The sequence below is a fragment of the Actinomycetospora sp. NBC_00405 genome (genome assembly GCF_036044095.1).
Classification (GTDB): domain Bacteria; phylum Actinomycetota; class Actinomycetes; order Mycobacteriales; family Pseudonocardiaceae; genus Actinomycetospora; species Actinomycetospora callitridis.
In genome coordinates this window covers 5751182-5766951 of record NZ_CP107938.1, presented here as the reverse complement: position 1 = coordinate 5766951, position 15770 = coordinate 5751182, and the positions used below count along the sequence as shown (strand labels likewise).

The window sequence follows — 15770 nt, the reverse complement described above, 5'->3', positions numbered from 1 at the left end:
GGTGTGATGTGGGCCTCGCCCATGACCCTCGGGAGGTCGTCGATGGCCGACACCATGAAGGCGCTCGCATTCCTGGGCAGCGGGAAGGTCGGGCTCGTCGAACGTCCGATCCCCACCGCCGGGCCCGGTGATGCGGTCGTCCGGACGACGAAGGCACTCATCTGCACCTCCGACGTCCACACCGTCGCCGGGCTGCTGCCGGTCCCCGAGGGACGCCTGCTCGGGCACGAGAGCGTCGGCGTGGTCCACGAGATCGGCGAGGGCGTCACGTCGGTGCAGGTGGGCGACCGGGTCGCGGTCAACGCCGTCACCCCGGACGGCACGTGCGACAACTGCCAGGCCGGCTACACGTCGCAGTGCGGCGGCCCGCTCGGCGGCTACCGCTTCACCGTCCAGAAGGACGGCAACATGGCGGAGTACTTCCACGTCAACGACGCCGACTACAACCTCGCCCCGATCCCCGAGGGCCTCGCCGACGAGGTCGCGGTCTACGCCTGCGACATGCTCTCCACGGGGCTCATCGGCTCCGAGAACGCCAACATCCCGGTCGGCGGCTCCGTGGCGATCTTCGCCCAGGGCGCGGTGGGCCTCTCCGCGACGCTCGGCGCCAAGCTCCGGGGCGCCGGGCTGGTGATCACCGTCGAGGGCCTGGCGAACCGGCAGGCCGTGTCCCGGCAGTTCGGCGCCGACGTGGTGATCGACCCGGCGTCGGGCAACGTGGCCGAGCAGATCATCGAGATGACGAACGGCGGGGCGGACTCCACGGTGGAGGCCCTGGGCCACCAGGCCACCTTCGAGGGCGCGCTCTACGCGACGCGCCCCGGCGGGACGCTGTCGAACGTCGGGTACCACGGGGAGTCCGGCCCGACGGTCGTCATGCCGCTCGACGCGTGGGGCCTGGGCATGGCCGGCAAGAAGATCGTCACCGACCTGTGCCCCGGCGGTCGCCTGCGCATGGAGCGGCTGATGCGCCTGCTCTCCAACGGCAAGATCGACCCCACGCCGATGACCACCCACCAGATGGGCATCGACGACGTCGAGGAGGCCTTCGACATGATGACCCACAAGCGCGACGGCATCATCAAGCCGCTGATCACCTTCTGATCACCCCTCCGTCCCCCGGTCGGCCGGGCCGCCGCCCGGCGGCCGGGGGGCGTCGAGCCGGAAGCCGACGCCCACCAGGCGGACCACGAGGGCGGCGGCGGCGCCGACCAGCGTCCACACCAGGCCGCCGACGCCCGCCCGCGCGGCCAGCACGACGACCGCGGCGCCCAGCATCGCCGGGATCGCGTAGAGCTCGCTGCTCAGGACGCTGGGGACGCGGCGCACGAGGACGTCGCGGATCGTGCCCCCGCCCGCCGCGGTGATCGTGCCGAGCAGGATCGCCTGCCCGGTCCCCGCACCGTGGACGAGGGCCGTCGTCGCGCCCGTCACGGCGAACAGGCTCAGCCCGAGCGCGTCGAAGACCGTGATCGGCAGGCTGAGGCGCTCGAGCTGCCCGGCCGCCGCGAACGCGACCAGCCCGCCCGCGGTGGCCACCACGAGGTAGCGCCAGTCGCTGAACGTCGCCGGGGGCAGCGCGCCGAGCAGGACGTCGCGCAGGATGCCGCCGCCCAGGGCGGTGATCATCCCGAGCGTCACCACCCCCACGATGTCGAGGCGCGCGAACCGGATTCCGGTGAACGCGCCGTTCAGGGCGAACGCGAACGTCCCGGCGAGGTCCAGGACCAGCGCGGTCGTGACGGCTGCGGGCGATCCGGTCATGGTCCCGTCACTGCCCCATCAGTGCCCCCGGAACGCCTCGGCCAGCCACCAGGACGGGCCGTCGGAGGTCACCTTCGCGTCGAGCAGCAGCGGGCGGTCGCGAGGGCCGGCGAGCCACTCCCCCACGATCGCGAGGTCCGCGCCCGACCGGACCACGGTCGCGTCGCACCCGTAGCCGCGGGCGATCGCGGCGAGGTCGGTGTCGGGGAAGCGCACGGTCCCGTGGTCGGCGTCGGCGAAGTGGTGGAACTCGGCGCCGTAGCCCGCGTCGTCGTAGACCACGACGACCATCCCCAGCCTCAGCCGCACGGCCGTCTCGAGCTCGGCGATCCCCATGAGGAATCCGCCGTCGCCGCACGCCGCGACGGCGAGGCGGTCCGGACGGGCCAGCGCGGCCCCGAGGCCGGTGGCGAGGCCCAGCCCGATCGACTGGAAGGCCTGGGTGAAGCAGAAGCCGGCCGCGTCGGGGACGGCGAGGTAGCCCGCCGGGTAGCCCATGAAGTTGCCGGAGTCCACGGCGACGGTGCGCTCGGCGGGCAGCCGCTCGTCGAGCGCCGTCGACAGGGTCCGCGGGTCGATGCGGTCCGACCCCGCGACGTCCGCGGGCGCCGCGTGCCGGCCGTCGGAGGCCAGGCGTTCGGCGACGGCGTCGGTCCGGTACCCCGCCGAGGTCCCGACGTGCTCCCGCACGTCGCGGGCGGTCACGGCGACGTCGCCGAGCACGCCCAGGTCGACGGGGCGCTGCGCCCCGAGCGCGTCGGCGGTGTCGTCGACCTGCACCAGCGTGGCGTCGCCGAGCAGCGCCCCGTGCCGGGTGGTCCACATCGTCAGTGAGGCGCCCCAGGCGACGACGAGGTCGGCGCCGGTGATCAGCTCGGCGGCCGGCGGGGTGGAGAAGCCGCCGGAGATGCCGAGCGACCACGGGTGGCCGGCGAAGAGCCCGTGCGCCACCGCGGACGTCGCGAGCAGCGCACCGCAGGCGTCGGCGAGCGTCTCGAGCTCCGCGCGGGCCTGCCGTGCGCCGCGCCCGGCGACGAACACCGGGCGCTGCGCGCCGTCGAGCAGCGCGGCGAGCTCGGCCACCGCGCCGGGGTCGGGGCGGGGCGGGCGCCAGGTCGTGCGCGCCGGGGCGGGTGCCGGGTCCGCGGTCGCGGCCTGCACGTCGAGGGGCAGGTTGAGCACGACGGTGCGGCGCTGGTCGCGGCAGGTGCCGTAGGCGCGGACGACGTCCGCGGCCGCCGACGCCGGCGAGTGCACCCGCTCCGCGACGGCGCCGACGGAGCGCGCCACGGCGTCCTGGTCGATGCGGAAGTTCGACCGCACGGCCGCGCCGGCGGTCTCGGCCGCGAGCACCAGCAGCGGCGTGCGGCTCTTCGCCGCCTCGGCGATGCCGGTCAGCGCGTTGGTCAGCCCGCAGCCCTGGTGCAGGGTGACGACGGCGACCTCCCCCGAGGTCCGGGCGTAGGCGTCGGCCATCGTCGCCGCGCCGCCCTCGTGGCGGGCGGCCACGTACGGGACGCCGGCCGCGCGCAGCGCGTTGGTGACGTGGAAGTTCCCGCTGCCGACGACGCCGAACGCGTGCCCGACGCCCAGCTCCGCCAGCAGCGCGCCGATCTGGTCGGCGACCGTCACGCCTCCACCAGCGCCAGCACGCGCGTGGGGCTCCCCGACCCGCCGACGATCGGCAGCGGGCACACCACGAGCACCGCGCCGGTGGCGGGCAGCCGGCCGAGGTTGCGCAGGCTCGTGAGGCCCCACTTGTGCGCGCCCATGAGGAAGTGGTGGCACGCGAACGGCGGGTCGAAGCCGCCCGCGGCCCCCGCGTCGGTGCCCACGGTCTCGACGCCGAACCCGGCCAGCGGCGACTCCTGCGCGATCCAGCGCGCGCATTCGGCGGACACCCCCGGGGTGTGCGGGCCGGCCTCGTCGGCGTTCATGAACGCGTCCTGCGTCCCGCCGCGGGCATCCCACCCGGTGCGGTAGAGCAGCCACCCGCCCTCGGGCAGCGGGCCGTGCTCGGCCTGCCAGGCCTCGATGTGGGCGACCTCGAGCAGGAAGTCGGGGTCCCCCTCGACCTCTCGGCTCATGTCGATGACGACGACCGGTGCGACGAGCAGCCCCATCGGCGCCTGCGAGACGTCGACGCCGTCCCGGCCGGTGACCCAGTGGTTGGGGGCGTCGAGGTGGGTGCCGGTGTGCTCGCCGGTGTGGATGTCGTTCCAGTACCAGGCGGGGCCGCGGTCGTCGTAGCGCGAGAGCTCCTCGAGCCGGAACCGTGAGGTGTTCGCGAACGGCGCGGGCAGCTCGAGGATCGGCGTCGACTCCTGCAGCGGCGTCGTGAGGTCGATGACCTCGACGCTCCCGGAGCGGGTCGCGGTCACCAGGGCGGACAGGACGGACACGGGGTCTCCTCGGTGGGGCGTGCGGGGGCTCGGTGGATACGGCTCAGTAGATGCGGCGCAGGCGCGCGGCCAGCGGACGACCGTCGGGATCCAGCACCCTGCGGTACGCGGGACCCGTGATCCAGCGTTGCCGCCAGGTCTGGTCGACCTGCTCGTGCCCGGGGGCGTGGCGACGGAGGCGCCCGGGCGGTCGCGCACCGAGCGCCCCGCCGACGTGCCACGCGTCGAGCGCGGCGACCCGGTCGCGCACGGTGCGCGCGGCGGCGTCGGGGTCGAGCAGGACGGCGTCGTCGGACTCGAGGTGCTCGCACATCAGCTCGAGGCGCAGCCGGCGGGCGAAGCCCCGGGCCCCGTCGCCCAGGCCCCCCGGGTCCTCGGGGGCACGCCCGTCGCGCTCGGAGTCGAGGATCGCGGCCGCCAGCTCGGAGTCGTGGGTCCAGGACCGGGTGTTGAAGTTGTTGCTCCCGACCGTGGCCCAGACGTCGTCGACGACGCAGATCTTGGCGTGCACGTAGACCGGGCGCGCCTCGTCGTTCTCGACGTCGAGGATCTGCACGCGGTCGCCGCCCGCCTCGTGGACCATCGCGATCGCCTCGCGCTGCCCGACCGACGCCGGGGTCGGGCCGTCGTCGCGGTCGGGACGCGGGACGACGGCGATGAGGTGCAGCTGCGGGGCCCGGCGCAGCGCGGCGGCGAACACGCGCGCGACGTCGGCCGACCACAGGTACTGGTCCTCGACGTAGATCAGCCGCTGCGCCCGGCCCAGCACCTTGATGAACGCGCGGGCGAGGCTGCGCTCGCCGCGGGGGGCGAACGGGTGCGCGGGCCGCCGCTGCGGATAGGTGCGCAGGATCTGGATCGCGCACCCTCCGGCCCGCGGCGGGTCCGGCGCCGGGCCCGGGAGCGACGATCCCCGCCGGGGCAGGCCGTGGAGGAGGTCGGGGACGACGTGCCACGGCAGCCGGGCCAGCGGCGCGGGGTCGTCCCACCGCTCGGCGATGACGTCGTGCAGGTCCCGGACGACCGGTCCGCGCAGCTCCACCTGGGCGTCGTGGCGGGGGCTGCGGGTGTACTCGTCGCCGGACGCCGCCGACTGCGGGTCGCCGCGGTGGACGATGTCGTCGCGGGCGCCCAGGACGAGGTCGATGCCGCCGACGTAGGCGACGTCGTCGTCCGGGTCGCGGTGCCGGAGGACGACGATCTTCTGGTGGTGGCTGCCGAGCGGCCGGATCCGCTGGTCGAGCAGCACCTCGCCGCCGGCGGCGAGCACCGCCGCGGCGAGCCGGCGGTTCTGCGCGACGTGGTAGCCGAACACCTCGAGGTGCGAGCGCCACAGCAGCCCGCGCACCCGGGCCCCGCGGCGCGCCGCGCCCGTGAGGACCTCGGCCACCGTCGGTCCGCCGTCGCCGAGCTCCTGGTCGCCGTCGCCGCGCCAGCCGGCGAACAGCACCAGGTCGCCGTCGCCGGTCGCCGCCACGCGCTCGGTGAGCGCGCGGTAGTAGGCGCTCCCGTGCACCCGCAGGTGCACGGCGTTGCCCTCGGTCCAGGCCCGCAACCGGGTCGCCGGGTTGTCGCGCTCGGCACGCGTGAGGAACCAGTCCTCGATCCGCGGCGCGCCGCGCCTCGGGCCGATCCCCAGCGCCTCGCACAGCCCGGGCAGCAGCTCCTCGCCGTTCGGGGCCTCGACGACGGGCGGGCTGCCGTCGCCACCGGCGGACCGCCGGTCGTCGCCGAGATCGACGAGCCGGCGCAGCGCGATCACCGCGACCCGCCCCGGGTGGTCGCGGGCGAGGTCGGCGAAGAGCTGGGGGTCGTGGCCGGCGTCGTCACCCACGAGCACGAAGGTGGTGTCCGGGTGCCGGGTCAGCAGCCGCTCGAGCACGGCGCGCTTGCTCTCCAGGCCCGCGCCGAAGAACCAGCCCGTGAAGATGCCGCGCCCGGCCATCAGCACCGTGCCCGGCGGGTAGTGGTCGTGGCGCAGGATCCGCCGCAGCGGGCGGGCGAGCCGGATCGGCAGGGCCGTCAGGAAGAAGACGGAGCCCCCGGCCCCGCCCTCGACCAGCGTCCGCAGCACGCGCTGCATGCCGAGCTGCGAGCGGCGGTCCTGCGGGCCCCGGGTCGCCAGCGCACGCAGCCGGCCCCACTGCCGACGCAGCGGCGCGATCCGCAGGATGCCGTCGATGTCGTAGACCACTGCGAAGGTCGGCCCGGTGGTCACCGTGCGCATCGTCGCGGGCGGGCGGGCCGAGGACAAGCGTTGTCAGGCCCTCGCCGCGATCAGCCAGCAGGCGGCGGTGAAGGCCACCTCGTCCCCCCGGACGAACGGGGCAAGGGCCGGGCGGACGCGGTCGGCGACGCGGGCCCTGGTCGCCTCGTCCTGCCCGGCCAGCGCCCGGCCGACCGGGCCCATGAGGGTGAGGTAGGCCTCCAGCTCGCTCGCGGGGAAGGTGCACTCGCGGTCGACCGGCTCGACGGTGACCTCGCCCCACCCGGCGCCGCGGAGCATCGTCGCCGTGCGCTCCCCGTCGGCGAGGCCGAACTGGCCCGGGGCCCCGGGGACGGGCACGGGCACGTCGAGCAGGCCGGCGGCCGCCTCCGGCGCCGCGGTCATGAAGGGGTTCTCCCCGGGGGCACGCCAGACGATCGCGCGCAGCGCGCCGCCGGGGGACGCCGCCGCGCGCAGGTTGGCGAACGCCGCCGGGGGGTCGTCGAAGAACATCACCCCGAACCGCGAGGCGACCACGCGCGGACCGGGACCGAAGTCGTGACGCTGCGCGTCGGCGGCGACGAAGGGCACCTCCAGACCCGCGCGCGACACCCGCTCGCGGGCCGCGGTCAGCATGGGCTCGGAGACGTCCACCCCCGTCACGGCCGTCCCCGGGCCGAGCCGGCGCGCGAGGGCGAGGGTCGTGGCGCCCGTGCCGCACCCGACGTCGACCACCGAAGGGACGCCGGGCGCGGCGTCGGCGACGCGGTCGACCAGGAGCTCCTCCAGCGGGACGTACATGGCGTCGAGCACGTCCTGCAGACGCACCCACGCCCCGCCGGGTCCGTTCCACTGCGCCGCCTGCTCCGTCCCCATCCGCCCGCCTCCCGTCGCCGTGGGACGTGACCCTGCCGCGACGGCGCGATCTCCGCACCTGGTCCCCGCCCCGGCGGCTGGTCCGGGCCCGCGTGCTGGTGGACGCTGGGGTCCGTGGGCACGGAGCTGGGTCCCTATCGCCTGGGCCCGGTGCTGGGCAGGGGCGGGATGGGCGAGGTGTACCGGGCGTGGGACACGCGCCGCGGGCGCTGGGTGGCGCTCAAGCTGCTCAGCCCCCCGTTCGGCGCCGACCCGGCCTACCGGCGCCGGTTCCGGCGCGAGGCGGAGGCCGCGGCGGACCTGCGCGAGCCGCACGTCGTGCCGGTGCACGACTTCGGGGAGATCGACGGCCAGCTGTTCCTCGACATGCGCCTCATCGACGGCACCGATCTCGGCTCCGTCCTGGTCGAGGGCCCGCTGGCTCCCCCGCGCGCGGTCGACCTCATCACGCAGGTCGCCGCCGCGCTCGACGCCGCCCACGCCGCCGGACTGATCCACCGTGACGTCAAGCCGTCGAACGTGCTGGTGGGGCCGGGCGACTTCGCCCACCTGGCCGACTTCGGCATCGCCCGCTCCACGGGATCGGAGACCGCCGAGGGCTCGGTGATCGGGACGATGGCCTACATGGCCCCCGAGCGGCTGCGGGCCGAGCCCGCCGACGCGCGCTCCGACGTCTACTCCCTCGCCTGCCTGCTGCACGAGTGCCTCACCGGCTCGCCGCCCTTCGTCGCCGATGACCCGTCCGCGCTCGTCGACGCCCACCTGCGCCTGCCCCCGCCCGCCCTGACCGACGACACGATCCCGCCGGCGCTGCGACGCGTCATCGCCCGCGGCATGGCGAAGGAGCCCGGGGACCGGCCGGCCGGCGCCGGGGCGTTCGCCGCGGAGGCGAGGGCGGCCCTGCACGCGCGGACGACCGCGCGGCTCACCCCGGCCGCCCCGTCGGGCCGGCTCGTCCGCGGGTGGCGTCGATGGTGGCCGCGCCTCTCCGGCCGGTGGGGTCGGCGGATCCTCGGCCTGGCGCTCGCGGTCCTGCTCCTCGTCGTGGGGATCGCCGCGGTGCGCCGCTACGTCGGCGACGGGATCTCCATCGGGTACAGCCCGGTCGCGGTGGCCTTCAGCGCCGACGGCGGGGACGCCTTCATCGCCAACGCGGGCGACCGGTTCGTCTCGGTGTTCGACACCGGCCGGCGCGTCCGGGTCGGCGAGATCCTGCTCGAGGGCGACACCGTGGGCGCCGTCGCCGATCCCGCGGGCGAGCAGCTGTTCGTCACCACCTCCCGCGGCGACCGGCACGCCCTCTCCGTGATCGACATGCGCACCTCCGCCGTCGTCTCCGGCGTCGCCCTCCCCCGGCCCCCGGTCGCCGTGCCGGTGGTGAACGCCCGCCGGACGACGGCCTTCGTCCCGACGCCCCGGGGCATCGACGTCGTCGACCTGCGGGGACGGGGCGTCGTGGGCACCCTCAACCGGACGGCCACCGGGCTCGCGCCGAGCGCGGACGGCGCCCGCCTGCTCACCGTGGACGACCGCCGCGCGACCGCCGAGGTCGTCGACGTCGCCAGCCGCTCGACGGTGACGTCGATCCCGCTCGAGGCGCCGGCACGCAGCGCGGTCGCGTCGCCCGACGGCGCGACGGTCTACCTGGGCAGCGCGGACCCGCGGCACGCCCTGACCGTCATCGACCCCGGCGCGGGAGCCGTCGTCGACTCCGTGGCGCTGCCGGGTCCCGTCTCGGCGCTGACCGTCTCCCGCGACGGCCGCCGCACGTTCCTCGCCCTGGCCCCCGCCGACCGGCCGGTGCTCGCCGCCGTCGACACCGACGACCTCCGACCCCAGGTCGGCTGGTTCATGGAGGAGTTCACCGGCCGGGTCGCGCTCGCCGCCTCGCCGGACCGCCGGGAGGTCTACATCGTCAACACCGACCTCGGGACGTTGACCATCGACGACGTCACGCGCCGGCCGTGATCGCCGGAGGGGGTGAGCACCGGCGGGGTGACGTAGGACTGTTTGCGTTGTCGTTAGCGGTGCTATGGACTGGCGGTCATGCTCCGTGACAGCCGGGGTGGTTCCGTGACGGTGCCGCCGGTCGAGGACCCGCCAGAGGCTCCTCCCCGCCGCTGGCTCGTCCCCGTGCTGAGCGTGCTGTTCGTGCCGATCTACGCGTCCGGGTTCCTCGCCGGGAAGATCGCCACCGCGCACATGGCGGTGCCGACGGTGCTGCTGTGGCGGTTCCTCATCGCGCTGGCCGTGGTGCTCGTCGCCGTCGTCGTGATGCGGCCGGCGATGCCGCGCGGGCGGGCGTGGGTGCACCTCGTGGTCACCGCCCTGCTGCTGCAGGTCGGCCAGTTCAGCTTCGTCTACACCGGCCTCGCCGAGGGCGTCCCGGCCGGCGTCTCCAGCCTCATCCTCGGGATGGCGCCCCTGCTGGTCGGGCTGCTGACGCCGCTGGTGCTGGCCACGCGCCTCGGTGCGGCGCCCGTCGTCGGCCTGCTGATCGGGGCCTGCGGGGTCTACATCGTCCTGTCCGACCAGCTCGGCGGGGCGCTCGGCTCGGCGGTCGTGCTCCCGGTGCTCGGGATGCTCTCGATGGCCGCCGGCACGCTCTACCAGAAGCGGTTCAACGACGGCACGCCCGTCGCGACGAGCGTGGCCGTGCAGATGGCGGCGTCGCTGGTCGTGACCGTGGCCGCGATGCCCTTCCTCGGCGTCGGCTGGCTGCCCACCGACGCGGCCGGGTGGTGGGTGTCGCTCTGGCTCGGCGTCGTGAACTCGGCCGGCGCGTTCGCGCTCATGTTCCTGCTGCTGCAGTGGCGCTCGACGGTGCACGTGAGCGCCCTGCTCAACCTGGTGCCGGCGACGGTCGCGCTCGCCGCCGTGCCGATCCTGGGCGAGCCCCTGACCGTGAACGCCGTCATCGGGCTCGTCGTCGCCCTCGTCGGCATGTACGTGGGCCTCGGGCTCCTCGGCCGGCGGCGCCGAGCAGAATCCCTGCCATGAGGCGAGTGGTCTGCCGTGCCTTCGGGCCCGTCGAGGACCTCGAGACCGTCGAGGAATCCGACCCGGTGCCGGGGCCGGGCGAGGTGCTCGTGGAGGTCGAGGCCGCGGGGGTCGGCTTCGTCGACGCCCTGATCGTCCGGGGCGGCTACCAGCTGCGGCCCGACCTGCCGTTCACCCCGGGCACGACCCTGTGCGGCCGCGTGGCCGGCGTGGGGGCGGATGTCGGCAGCACCGCCGTCGGCAGCCCCGCCGTCGGCAGCCCCGCCGTCGGCCATCGTGTCGCGGCACTGGTCATGGACTTCGGGGCCCACACCTCGCACGTGACGCTGCCCGCCGGTCGAGTCGCCGCCGTCCCCGACGGCGTCGACCCCGCGATCGCGGCGACGGCTCTGGAGAGCTACAGCACGCTGCTGTTCGCGGTGACCCACCGCGTCCCCGTCGAGCCGGGCGACCACGTCGTCGTCCTGGGCGCGGGCGGCGGCATCGGGCTCGCGGCGGTCGACGTCGCCCGCAGCCGGGGCGCCCACGTCGTCGCGGTCGCCTCGAGCGAGGAGAAGCAGCGGGCCGCGCTCGCCGCGGGCGCCGAGCACGCCGTCGGGTACGAGGACCTCAAGAACGAGATCCGGCGCCTCACCGGGGGTGGCGCGCACCTGGTCGTCGACCCCGTCGGCGGCGCCGCCTCCGAGTCGGCCCTGCGCGCCCTGCGGCCCTACGGACGGTTCGCCGTCCTCGGTTTCACCTCCGGCGAGATCCCGAAGCTGCCCGCCAACGTCGTGCTGATCGGCAACCACGCGGTGGTCGGCGTGGACTGGGGCGACTGGGCGCGCACCGATCCCGACGCCGCCACCGCGCTGGTCGCCGACCTCCTCGCCCGGGTCGCCCGCGGCGAGCTCCGTCCGCCGCGCCCCGCGCTCCGGCGGCTCGACGAGGCCGGCGACGCGCTCGCCCTCTTCGCCCGGCGGGCCGTCACGGGGAAGATCGCTCTGGTGCCCGGCTGAGCGGGGCGTGCACATCCTGAGCCGATGTTGACGGTCGTCGCGCCACCTCACGACGATGCGCGGAGGCGACGACCTCATGACCTCGCCGACGACTCGAAGGAGCCCGCCGTGATCGTGATCAACATCGTCATGCCGATCCGTCCCGAGAAGACGGACGAGTGGCTGGCCCTCGCCGACTCCTACGCCAAGGACGTCAACTCCGAGGAGGGCTGCCTGTTCTTCAAGTTCTCCCGCAGCCTCACCGACGAGAACGAGTACGTCTGCATCGAGGGCTTCCGGGACGCCGACGCCGGCGCGACCCACGTCCAGCAGCCCTACGTGAAGCAGTTCTTCGACGCCGCCCCCGACCTCGTGTCGGCGCAGCCGCAGATCCTCTACATCGACACGCCCCACGACGGCTTCGGCCCGATGGGCGAGATCCAGCCCCGGTGAACCGTCGGTCCGCCCGGGGGCGTCACCGCGAGCCCTCGGCCGACATCGGCGCCACCACGGCGCGGAAGGTGTCGTCCGGGTCGACACGCCGCTTGACCTCAGCGAGCCGGTCGAGGTCGGTCTCCGAGTAGGCCGAGCGCACCTGCTCCTCGGTGACGTCGGGCCCGGCGAGGAAGTTCAGGCAGGCGCCGCCGGTTCCCCACGGCGCCACGGCCGCGTGCAGGCGGGCGAGCGCGGCGCGCAGGGCGTCCACACCGTCGTCGGTCACGGCCCCGCCGGAATAGAGGCAGAACCCGGCGTCGCGCCGCCCCAGGGCGCTCGGGACCGCACCGGGGCGTGCGGTCGCGCCACCGAGATGACGCAGCTCGACGAGGTAGGGCGCGTGCGCGTCGGGGCCGGCGAGCGCGAGCAACGTGTCGACGGTCCCGGTGTCGAGGGTGCGCAGCATCGAGTTCCGGGCGTGGAAGGCCACCGGCGCGGTGGGCTCGGCGTGGATCGTGCCGACCTCCCCGTACGGCATCACGCGGACGGTGTCGGTCAGCGGGCCGAGCGCACGGAACGGGGCGACCCACCGCTCGCCGTCGGCCGCGTCGCCGGTGAAGACGAACCGCACGTGGCTGACGTAGCGCCCGCGCAGCTCGTCGGGCAGGAACGGGAGATCCGGCATGCGGATCAGGAGGATCGACGACCCCATCTCCTCCGGCACCGTCCGGGTCCACTCGGCGTAGGCGTGCAGGACCTCAGCGGTCCTCTCCGTGGCGAAGTGCATGCCTCCGCCGTAGAGCCGGCGCACGGGATGGAGGGCGATCTCGAGGGCGACCACGACGCCGAACCGACCCTTCCCACCGCCACGCAGTGCCCAGAACAGCTCGGTGTCGGCGGTGGGGTTGGCCTCAGCCGTCACGCGCCGCAGGTGGCCGTCCGCGGTGACGATCTCCAGCGCACGGACGTGGTCGACGGCGTACCCGAACTGCCGACTCATGAGGGCGACCCCGCCACCGAGGTTTTACGAGACGACACCGACGTCCGGCGCCGAGCCGTTCAGGGGCGCCAGACCGTGCTCGGCGGCCGCGGCCACCAGGGCGCCCGAGCGGACGCCGGCCTCGACCCGGGCGGTCCGCGCCACCGGGTCCACCTCGATGCCGGTCATGCGCGAGGTGGTGATCAGGAGGGTGTCGTCGTCCGCGGGCACCGTGGGGCCGTGTCCGGTGGCCTGCACGGTGACGGCCAGGCCGTGCGCGGTCGCCCAGCGGACGGAGGCCACGACGTCGGCGACCCCCGCCGCGCCCACGATCAGCGCCGGGCGCTGGTCCACGGAGAGGTTGTAGCCACGCCGTTCGGCGTCGTAGCCCGCGTCGTCGGGGGCGAGGACCGGGCCCGCGGTCGCCGGTCGGGTGAGAGTGCGCATGGGAAGGACACTGCTCCCGGCGACGTGCGGGAACAACGACACAGCACGCACCGGCCGATAACGTGGACATGATGGAAAAGCGCGAGATCGAGATCTTTCTGGCGCTGTCCGAGGAGCTGCACTTCGGTCGCACGGCGGCCCGGCTGTTCGTGTCCCAGGCGCGGGTGAGCCAGACGATCGCGGCGCTCGAGCGCCGTTTCGGGGTCCGCCTGTTCGAGCGGACCAGCCGCCGTGTCGCGCTCACGCGGGTGGGCCGTCAGCTGGCGGCCGACGTCCGCGCCGGCCACGAGCGGATCCTCGCCGGGATCGCCACCGCCGTCGAGGCCGGACGGGGCGTCGACACCGTCGTCACCGTCGGGCTCGAGGCGCCCGCGGTTGCCGACCTCGCCGGCGAGGCGCTCGACCGTGTGCTGCGACGTCGTCCCGGCGTCGATCTCCGCTTCGTGGAGGCCGACTTCGCCGACCCGCTCGCGACACTGCTCCGTGGCGAGATCGACGTCCTGATCACCAACAGCCCGGTCGACGAGCCCGGCGTCGTGGCCGGTCCCGTCGTCGCGCAGGAGCCCGCGGTGCTCGCCGTCCCGGCGGGCCACCTCCTCGCCAACCGGTCCACCGTCTCCCTCGACGACCTCGGCGGACAGGTCGTCCTCCGGGCGGGGCGGCGCCCACCGCCCTACTGGCTGGACCCTCCCCGGGACTGGCTCACGGGATCCGGCGAGCCGGTGCGACGCGGCCCCGCGTTCGCCACGTTCCAGGACCTGTTCGGTGCCGTCGCGCGGGGCGAGGGCGTCTGCCCGGTCGCGGCGCACGCGGAGGACTACTTCTCGCGCCCGACCATCGTCTTCGTGCCGTTCGAGCCCGGCTCGCCCCCCGTGACCTGGTGTGCCGCCTGGCGGAGCGGGTCCACGAGCTACTCCGACGCGGGGCCGACCTGACTGATCGGGGCGGCAGGGGTGTGGTCGTCCGCGGAGCCCGGGTCCTGGAACACCAGGACCAGGCCGAGGACGCCGGCCGCGATCGCGAGGACCGCGCCGACGCGGTCCTTCGTGGAGGTCGCGACCGAGGGGATCACCGGCCCCTCGCGGGCGTACCCCCGCTCCGCCCGGAGCCAGGCGGCGAGGCGGGACGGCTGCGTGGACCAGGGCATGGGGTCCGCCCCGTCGACCCGGGTCGCGGCCCGGCGGGCGTTGCTCGTGCGGCGCTCGACGACGGCGGCGACCGCGTAGGCCACGGCCAGCGGGAAGAGCGCGACGGTCAGCAGGTCGAGCGGGGCGGCGACCACGCGGACCAGCCCCGCCAGCAGGCAGGCGGCCGAGATGACGACGCCGCCCTTCCAGCTCCTCAGCCAGGTGAGCACCCCGGATCACCCGCGGATCGCGTCGACCGCGGTCCACACCGCGAGCCCGACCATGATCGCGGCCGCCACGCGGGTCACCCACTTCACCGGGATGTAGCGGCGGACGCGCTCCCCGCCCCACACCGCGAGCGCGGAGACGACCCAGAGCCCGAGCAGGGCACCGATGCCGACGGCGACCGGGTCGCCGTACCGCGCGACCAGCGACGCGGCGACGATCTGCGACGGGTCAGCGAACTCCGAGAGCACCGTGATCCCGAAAGCGGTCAGGACCACGCTCCACGCCGTCCGCGGCGTCTCCTTCAGCGTGATCTCGTCGTCGTCATCGTCGTCCTCCTCGCCCTCGCGCCAGATCAGGAACGCCCCGACGAGGAAGATCAGGGCGAGGACGGCCTCGAGGGGCCGTTCGGGCAGCAGCGCCAGGAGGCTGCCGGCCGCGATCGCGACCCCGACGTGCACGAGCATCCCGGCGCAGACACCCACGAGCACCCACCGCGCCGGGAGGCGGCTGGCGAGCACGAGCGTGACCAGTCCGCTGGTGTCCGCCACCTCCGCCAGGAACACGAGCCCGAAGGTGATGGCAGCCACAGACACCGGGGGATCATCCAGTCCCGACGGCCCCGACCACAACCACCCCGGCCTTCCCGCGGGGCCACGCCCCGACAGGCGCGCTCCGCCGATGAGGAGAATGGTTGTAGCGACAACCACTTCACCGACCAAAGGACACCGATGACGGACGCCGGTCCCCGCCCCCTGCTGCAGATCATCGTCGCGAGCACCCGCCCCGGGCGGGTCGGTGAGCCGATCGCGCAGTGGTTCGCGTCGTACGCACGGCAGTACGAGGGGTTCGACGTCGAGATCGTCGACCTCGCCGACGTCGACCTGCCGATGTTCGCCGAGCCGGAGCACCCGCGGTTCGCGCGCTACGCCCTCGACTCGACGAAGGCCTTCAGCGCCACGATCGCCCGCGCCGACGCCTTCGCGATCGTCCACCCCGAGTACAACCACAGCTACAACGCCGCGCTGAAGAACGCGCTCGACCACCTCAACCAGGAGTGGGCGGGCAAGCCGGTCGCGCTGCTCGGCTACGGCGGCGTGGCGGCGGGTGCGCGGGCCACCGAGGCGCTCTGGCCGGTGCTGGTCGCCCTGCGCATGGTGCCGGTCGCGGCCACCGTGCCGATCCCGTTCGCCAGCAAGTTCGTCTCCGGCGAGGGCGACGCGCGGACCTTCACCCCGCCCGAGGAGACCGAGGCCGGCGCCAAGGCGGCCCTCGACGGCCTGGCCGGGTGGCTCGAGACCCTGGGGCTGCGCGGCACCCGCTGATCATCTC

The 15770-nt window shown here is 75.0% G+C and carries 16 protein-coding genes; 7 read left to right on the top strand and 9 right to left on the bottom strand.

Going from position 1 to position 15770, the window contains the following annotated elements:
• The first annotated feature begins 42 nt into the window (after nucleotides 1-42).
• Nucleotides 43-1104: an alcohol dehydrogenase catalytic domain-containing protein gene (locus OG774_RS28475; RefSeq protein WP_328305685.1), complete on the top strand. Its 1062-nt coding sequence runs from the start codon at nucleotides 43-45 to the stop codon at nucleotides 1102-1104.
• Here the strand turns inward: OG774_RS28475 and OG774_RS28470 are convergent, their stop codons facing one another.
• The 5 genes from OG774_RS28470 to OG774_RS28450 are packed head-to-tail and all read right to left on the bottom strand — an operon-like array spanning nucleotide 1105 to nucleotide 7248.
• Nucleotides 1105-1764, bottom strand: coding sequence for a trimeric intracellular cation channel family protein (locus tag OG774_RS28470; RefSeq protein WP_328305684.1), 660 nt, complete (start codon nucleotides 1762-1764; stop codon nucleotides 1105-1107). It abuts the gene before it with no gap.
• Nucleotides 1765-1782: 18 nt separating this feature from the next.
• Entirely contained in the window at nucleotides 1783-3396 is a 1614-nt protein-coding gene (locus OG774_RS28465) for a thiamine pyrophosphate-binding protein (protein WP_328305683.1), read from the bottom strand.
• Nucleotides 3393-4166: a cyclase family protein gene (locus OG774_RS28460; RefSeq protein ID WP_328305682.1), complete on the bottom strand. Its 774-nt coding sequence runs from the start codon at nucleotides 4164-4166 to the stop codon at nucleotides 3393-3395. Before OG774_RS28460 ends, OG774_RS28465 begins: the two co-directional genes overlap by 4 nt.
• 43 nt (nucleotides 4167-4209) lie before the next feature.
• Nucleotides 4210-6384, bottom strand: a complete 2175-nt coding sequence (locus OG774_RS28455; protein ID WP_328305681.1) for a phosphatase domain-containing protein — start codon at nucleotides 6382-6384, stop codon at nucleotides 4210-4212.
• A 42-nt stretch (nucleotides 6385-6426) separates the two neighbouring features.
• Nucleotides 6427-7248, bottom strand: a complete 822-nt coding sequence (locus tag OG774_RS28450; RefSeq protein WP_328305680.1) for a class I SAM-dependent methyltransferase — start codon at nucleotides 7246-7248, stop codon at nucleotides 6427-6429.
• 114 nt (nucleotides 7249-7362) lie between these two features.
• Here OG774_RS28450 and OG774_RS28445 point away from each other — a divergent pair, with 114 nt between their 5' ends.
• The 4 genes from OG774_RS28445 to OG774_RS28430 all read left to right on the top strand — a co-directional run bounded on the left by OG774_RS28445 (nucleotide 7363) and on the right by OG774_RS28430 (nucleotide 11678).
• Nucleotides 7363-9216 carry a serine/threonine-protein kinase gene (locus OG774_RS28445; RefSeq protein WP_328305679.1) on the top strand — a complete coding sequence of 618 codons (1854 nt, stop codon included), beginning with the start codon at nucleotides 7363-7365 and terminating at the stop codon, nucleotides 9214-9216.
• Between the two features lie 105 nt (nucleotides 9217-9321).
• Nucleotides 9322-10248 carry a DMT family transporter gene (locus tag OG774_RS28440; protein ID WP_328305678.1) on the top strand — a complete coding sequence of 309 codons (927 nt, stop codon included), beginning with the start codon at nucleotides 9322-9324 and terminating at the stop codon, nucleotides 10246-10248.
• Nucleotides 10245-11246, top strand: coding sequence for a zinc-binding dehydrogenase (locus tag OG774_RS28435; RefSeq protein ID WP_328305677.1), 1002 nt, complete (start codon nucleotides 10245-10247; stop codon nucleotides 11244-11246). The genes OG774_RS28440 and OG774_RS28435 overlap by 4 nt, the downstream gene beginning before the upstream one ends.
• 108 nt (nucleotides 11247-11354) lie before the next feature.
• Nucleotides 11355-11678, top strand: coding sequence for a putative quinol monooxygenase (locus tag OG774_RS28430; protein WP_274198145.1), 324 nt, complete (start codon nucleotides 11355-11357; stop codon nucleotides 11676-11678).
• 22 nt (nucleotides 11679-11700) lie between these two features.
• Here OG774_RS28430 and OG774_RS28425 read toward each other — a convergent pair whose 3' ends face one another.
• Together OG774_RS28425 and OG774_RS28420 are read right to left on the bottom strand one after the other, a co-directional pair.
• Nucleotides 11701-12660 carry an FAD-binding oxidoreductase gene (locus OG774_RS28425; protein ID WP_328305676.1) on the bottom strand — a complete coding sequence of 320 codons (960 nt, stop codon included), beginning with the start codon at nucleotides 12658-12660 and terminating at the stop codon, nucleotides 11701-11703.
• Nucleotides 12661-12684: 24 nt separating this feature from the next.
• Nucleotides 12685-13086 carry an FAD-binding oxidoreductase gene (locus OG774_RS28420; protein ID WP_328305675.1) on the bottom strand — a complete coding sequence of 134 codons (402 nt, stop codon included), beginning with the start codon at nucleotides 13084-13086 and terminating at the stop codon, nucleotides 12685-12687.
• 71 nt (nucleotides 13087-13157) lie between these two features.
• On the opposite strand from OG774_RS28420, the gene OG774_RS28415 reads away from it, so the two are divergent.
• A complete protein-coding gene (locus OG774_RS28415) occupies nucleotides 13158-14021 on the top strand; it encodes a LysR family transcriptional regulator (RefSeq protein ID WP_328305674.1) in 864 nt (287 codons plus the stop codon).
• Here OG774_RS28415 and OG774_RS28410 read toward each other — a convergent pair.
• Nucleotides 13997-14443, bottom strand: coding sequence for a hypothetical protein (locus OG774_RS28410; protein ID WP_328305673.1), 447 nt, complete (start codon nucleotides 14441-14443; stop codon nucleotides 13997-13999). The genes OG774_RS28415 and OG774_RS28410 overlap by 25 nt on opposite strands.
• Nucleotides 14444-14449: 6 nt before the next feature.
• The gene (locus OG774_RS28405; protein ID WP_328305672.1) at nucleotides 14450-15034 is read right to left on the bottom strand and encodes a TMEM165/GDT1 family protein; all 585 of its coding nucleotides are present in this window, start codon (nucleotides 15032-15034) and stop codon (nucleotides 14450-14452) included.
• Nucleotides 15035-15169: 135 nt separating this feature from the next.
• Here OG774_RS28405 and OG774_RS28400 point away from each other — a divergent pair, with 135 nt between their 5' ends.
• Nucleotides 15170-15763 (top strand): NADPH-dependent FMN reductase, encoded by a 594-nt coding sequence (locus tag OG774_RS28400; protein ID WP_328305671.1) that lies wholly within the window; start codon nucleotides 15170-15172, stop codon nucleotides 15761-15763.
• Nucleotides 15764-15770 lie beyond the last annotated feature (7 nt).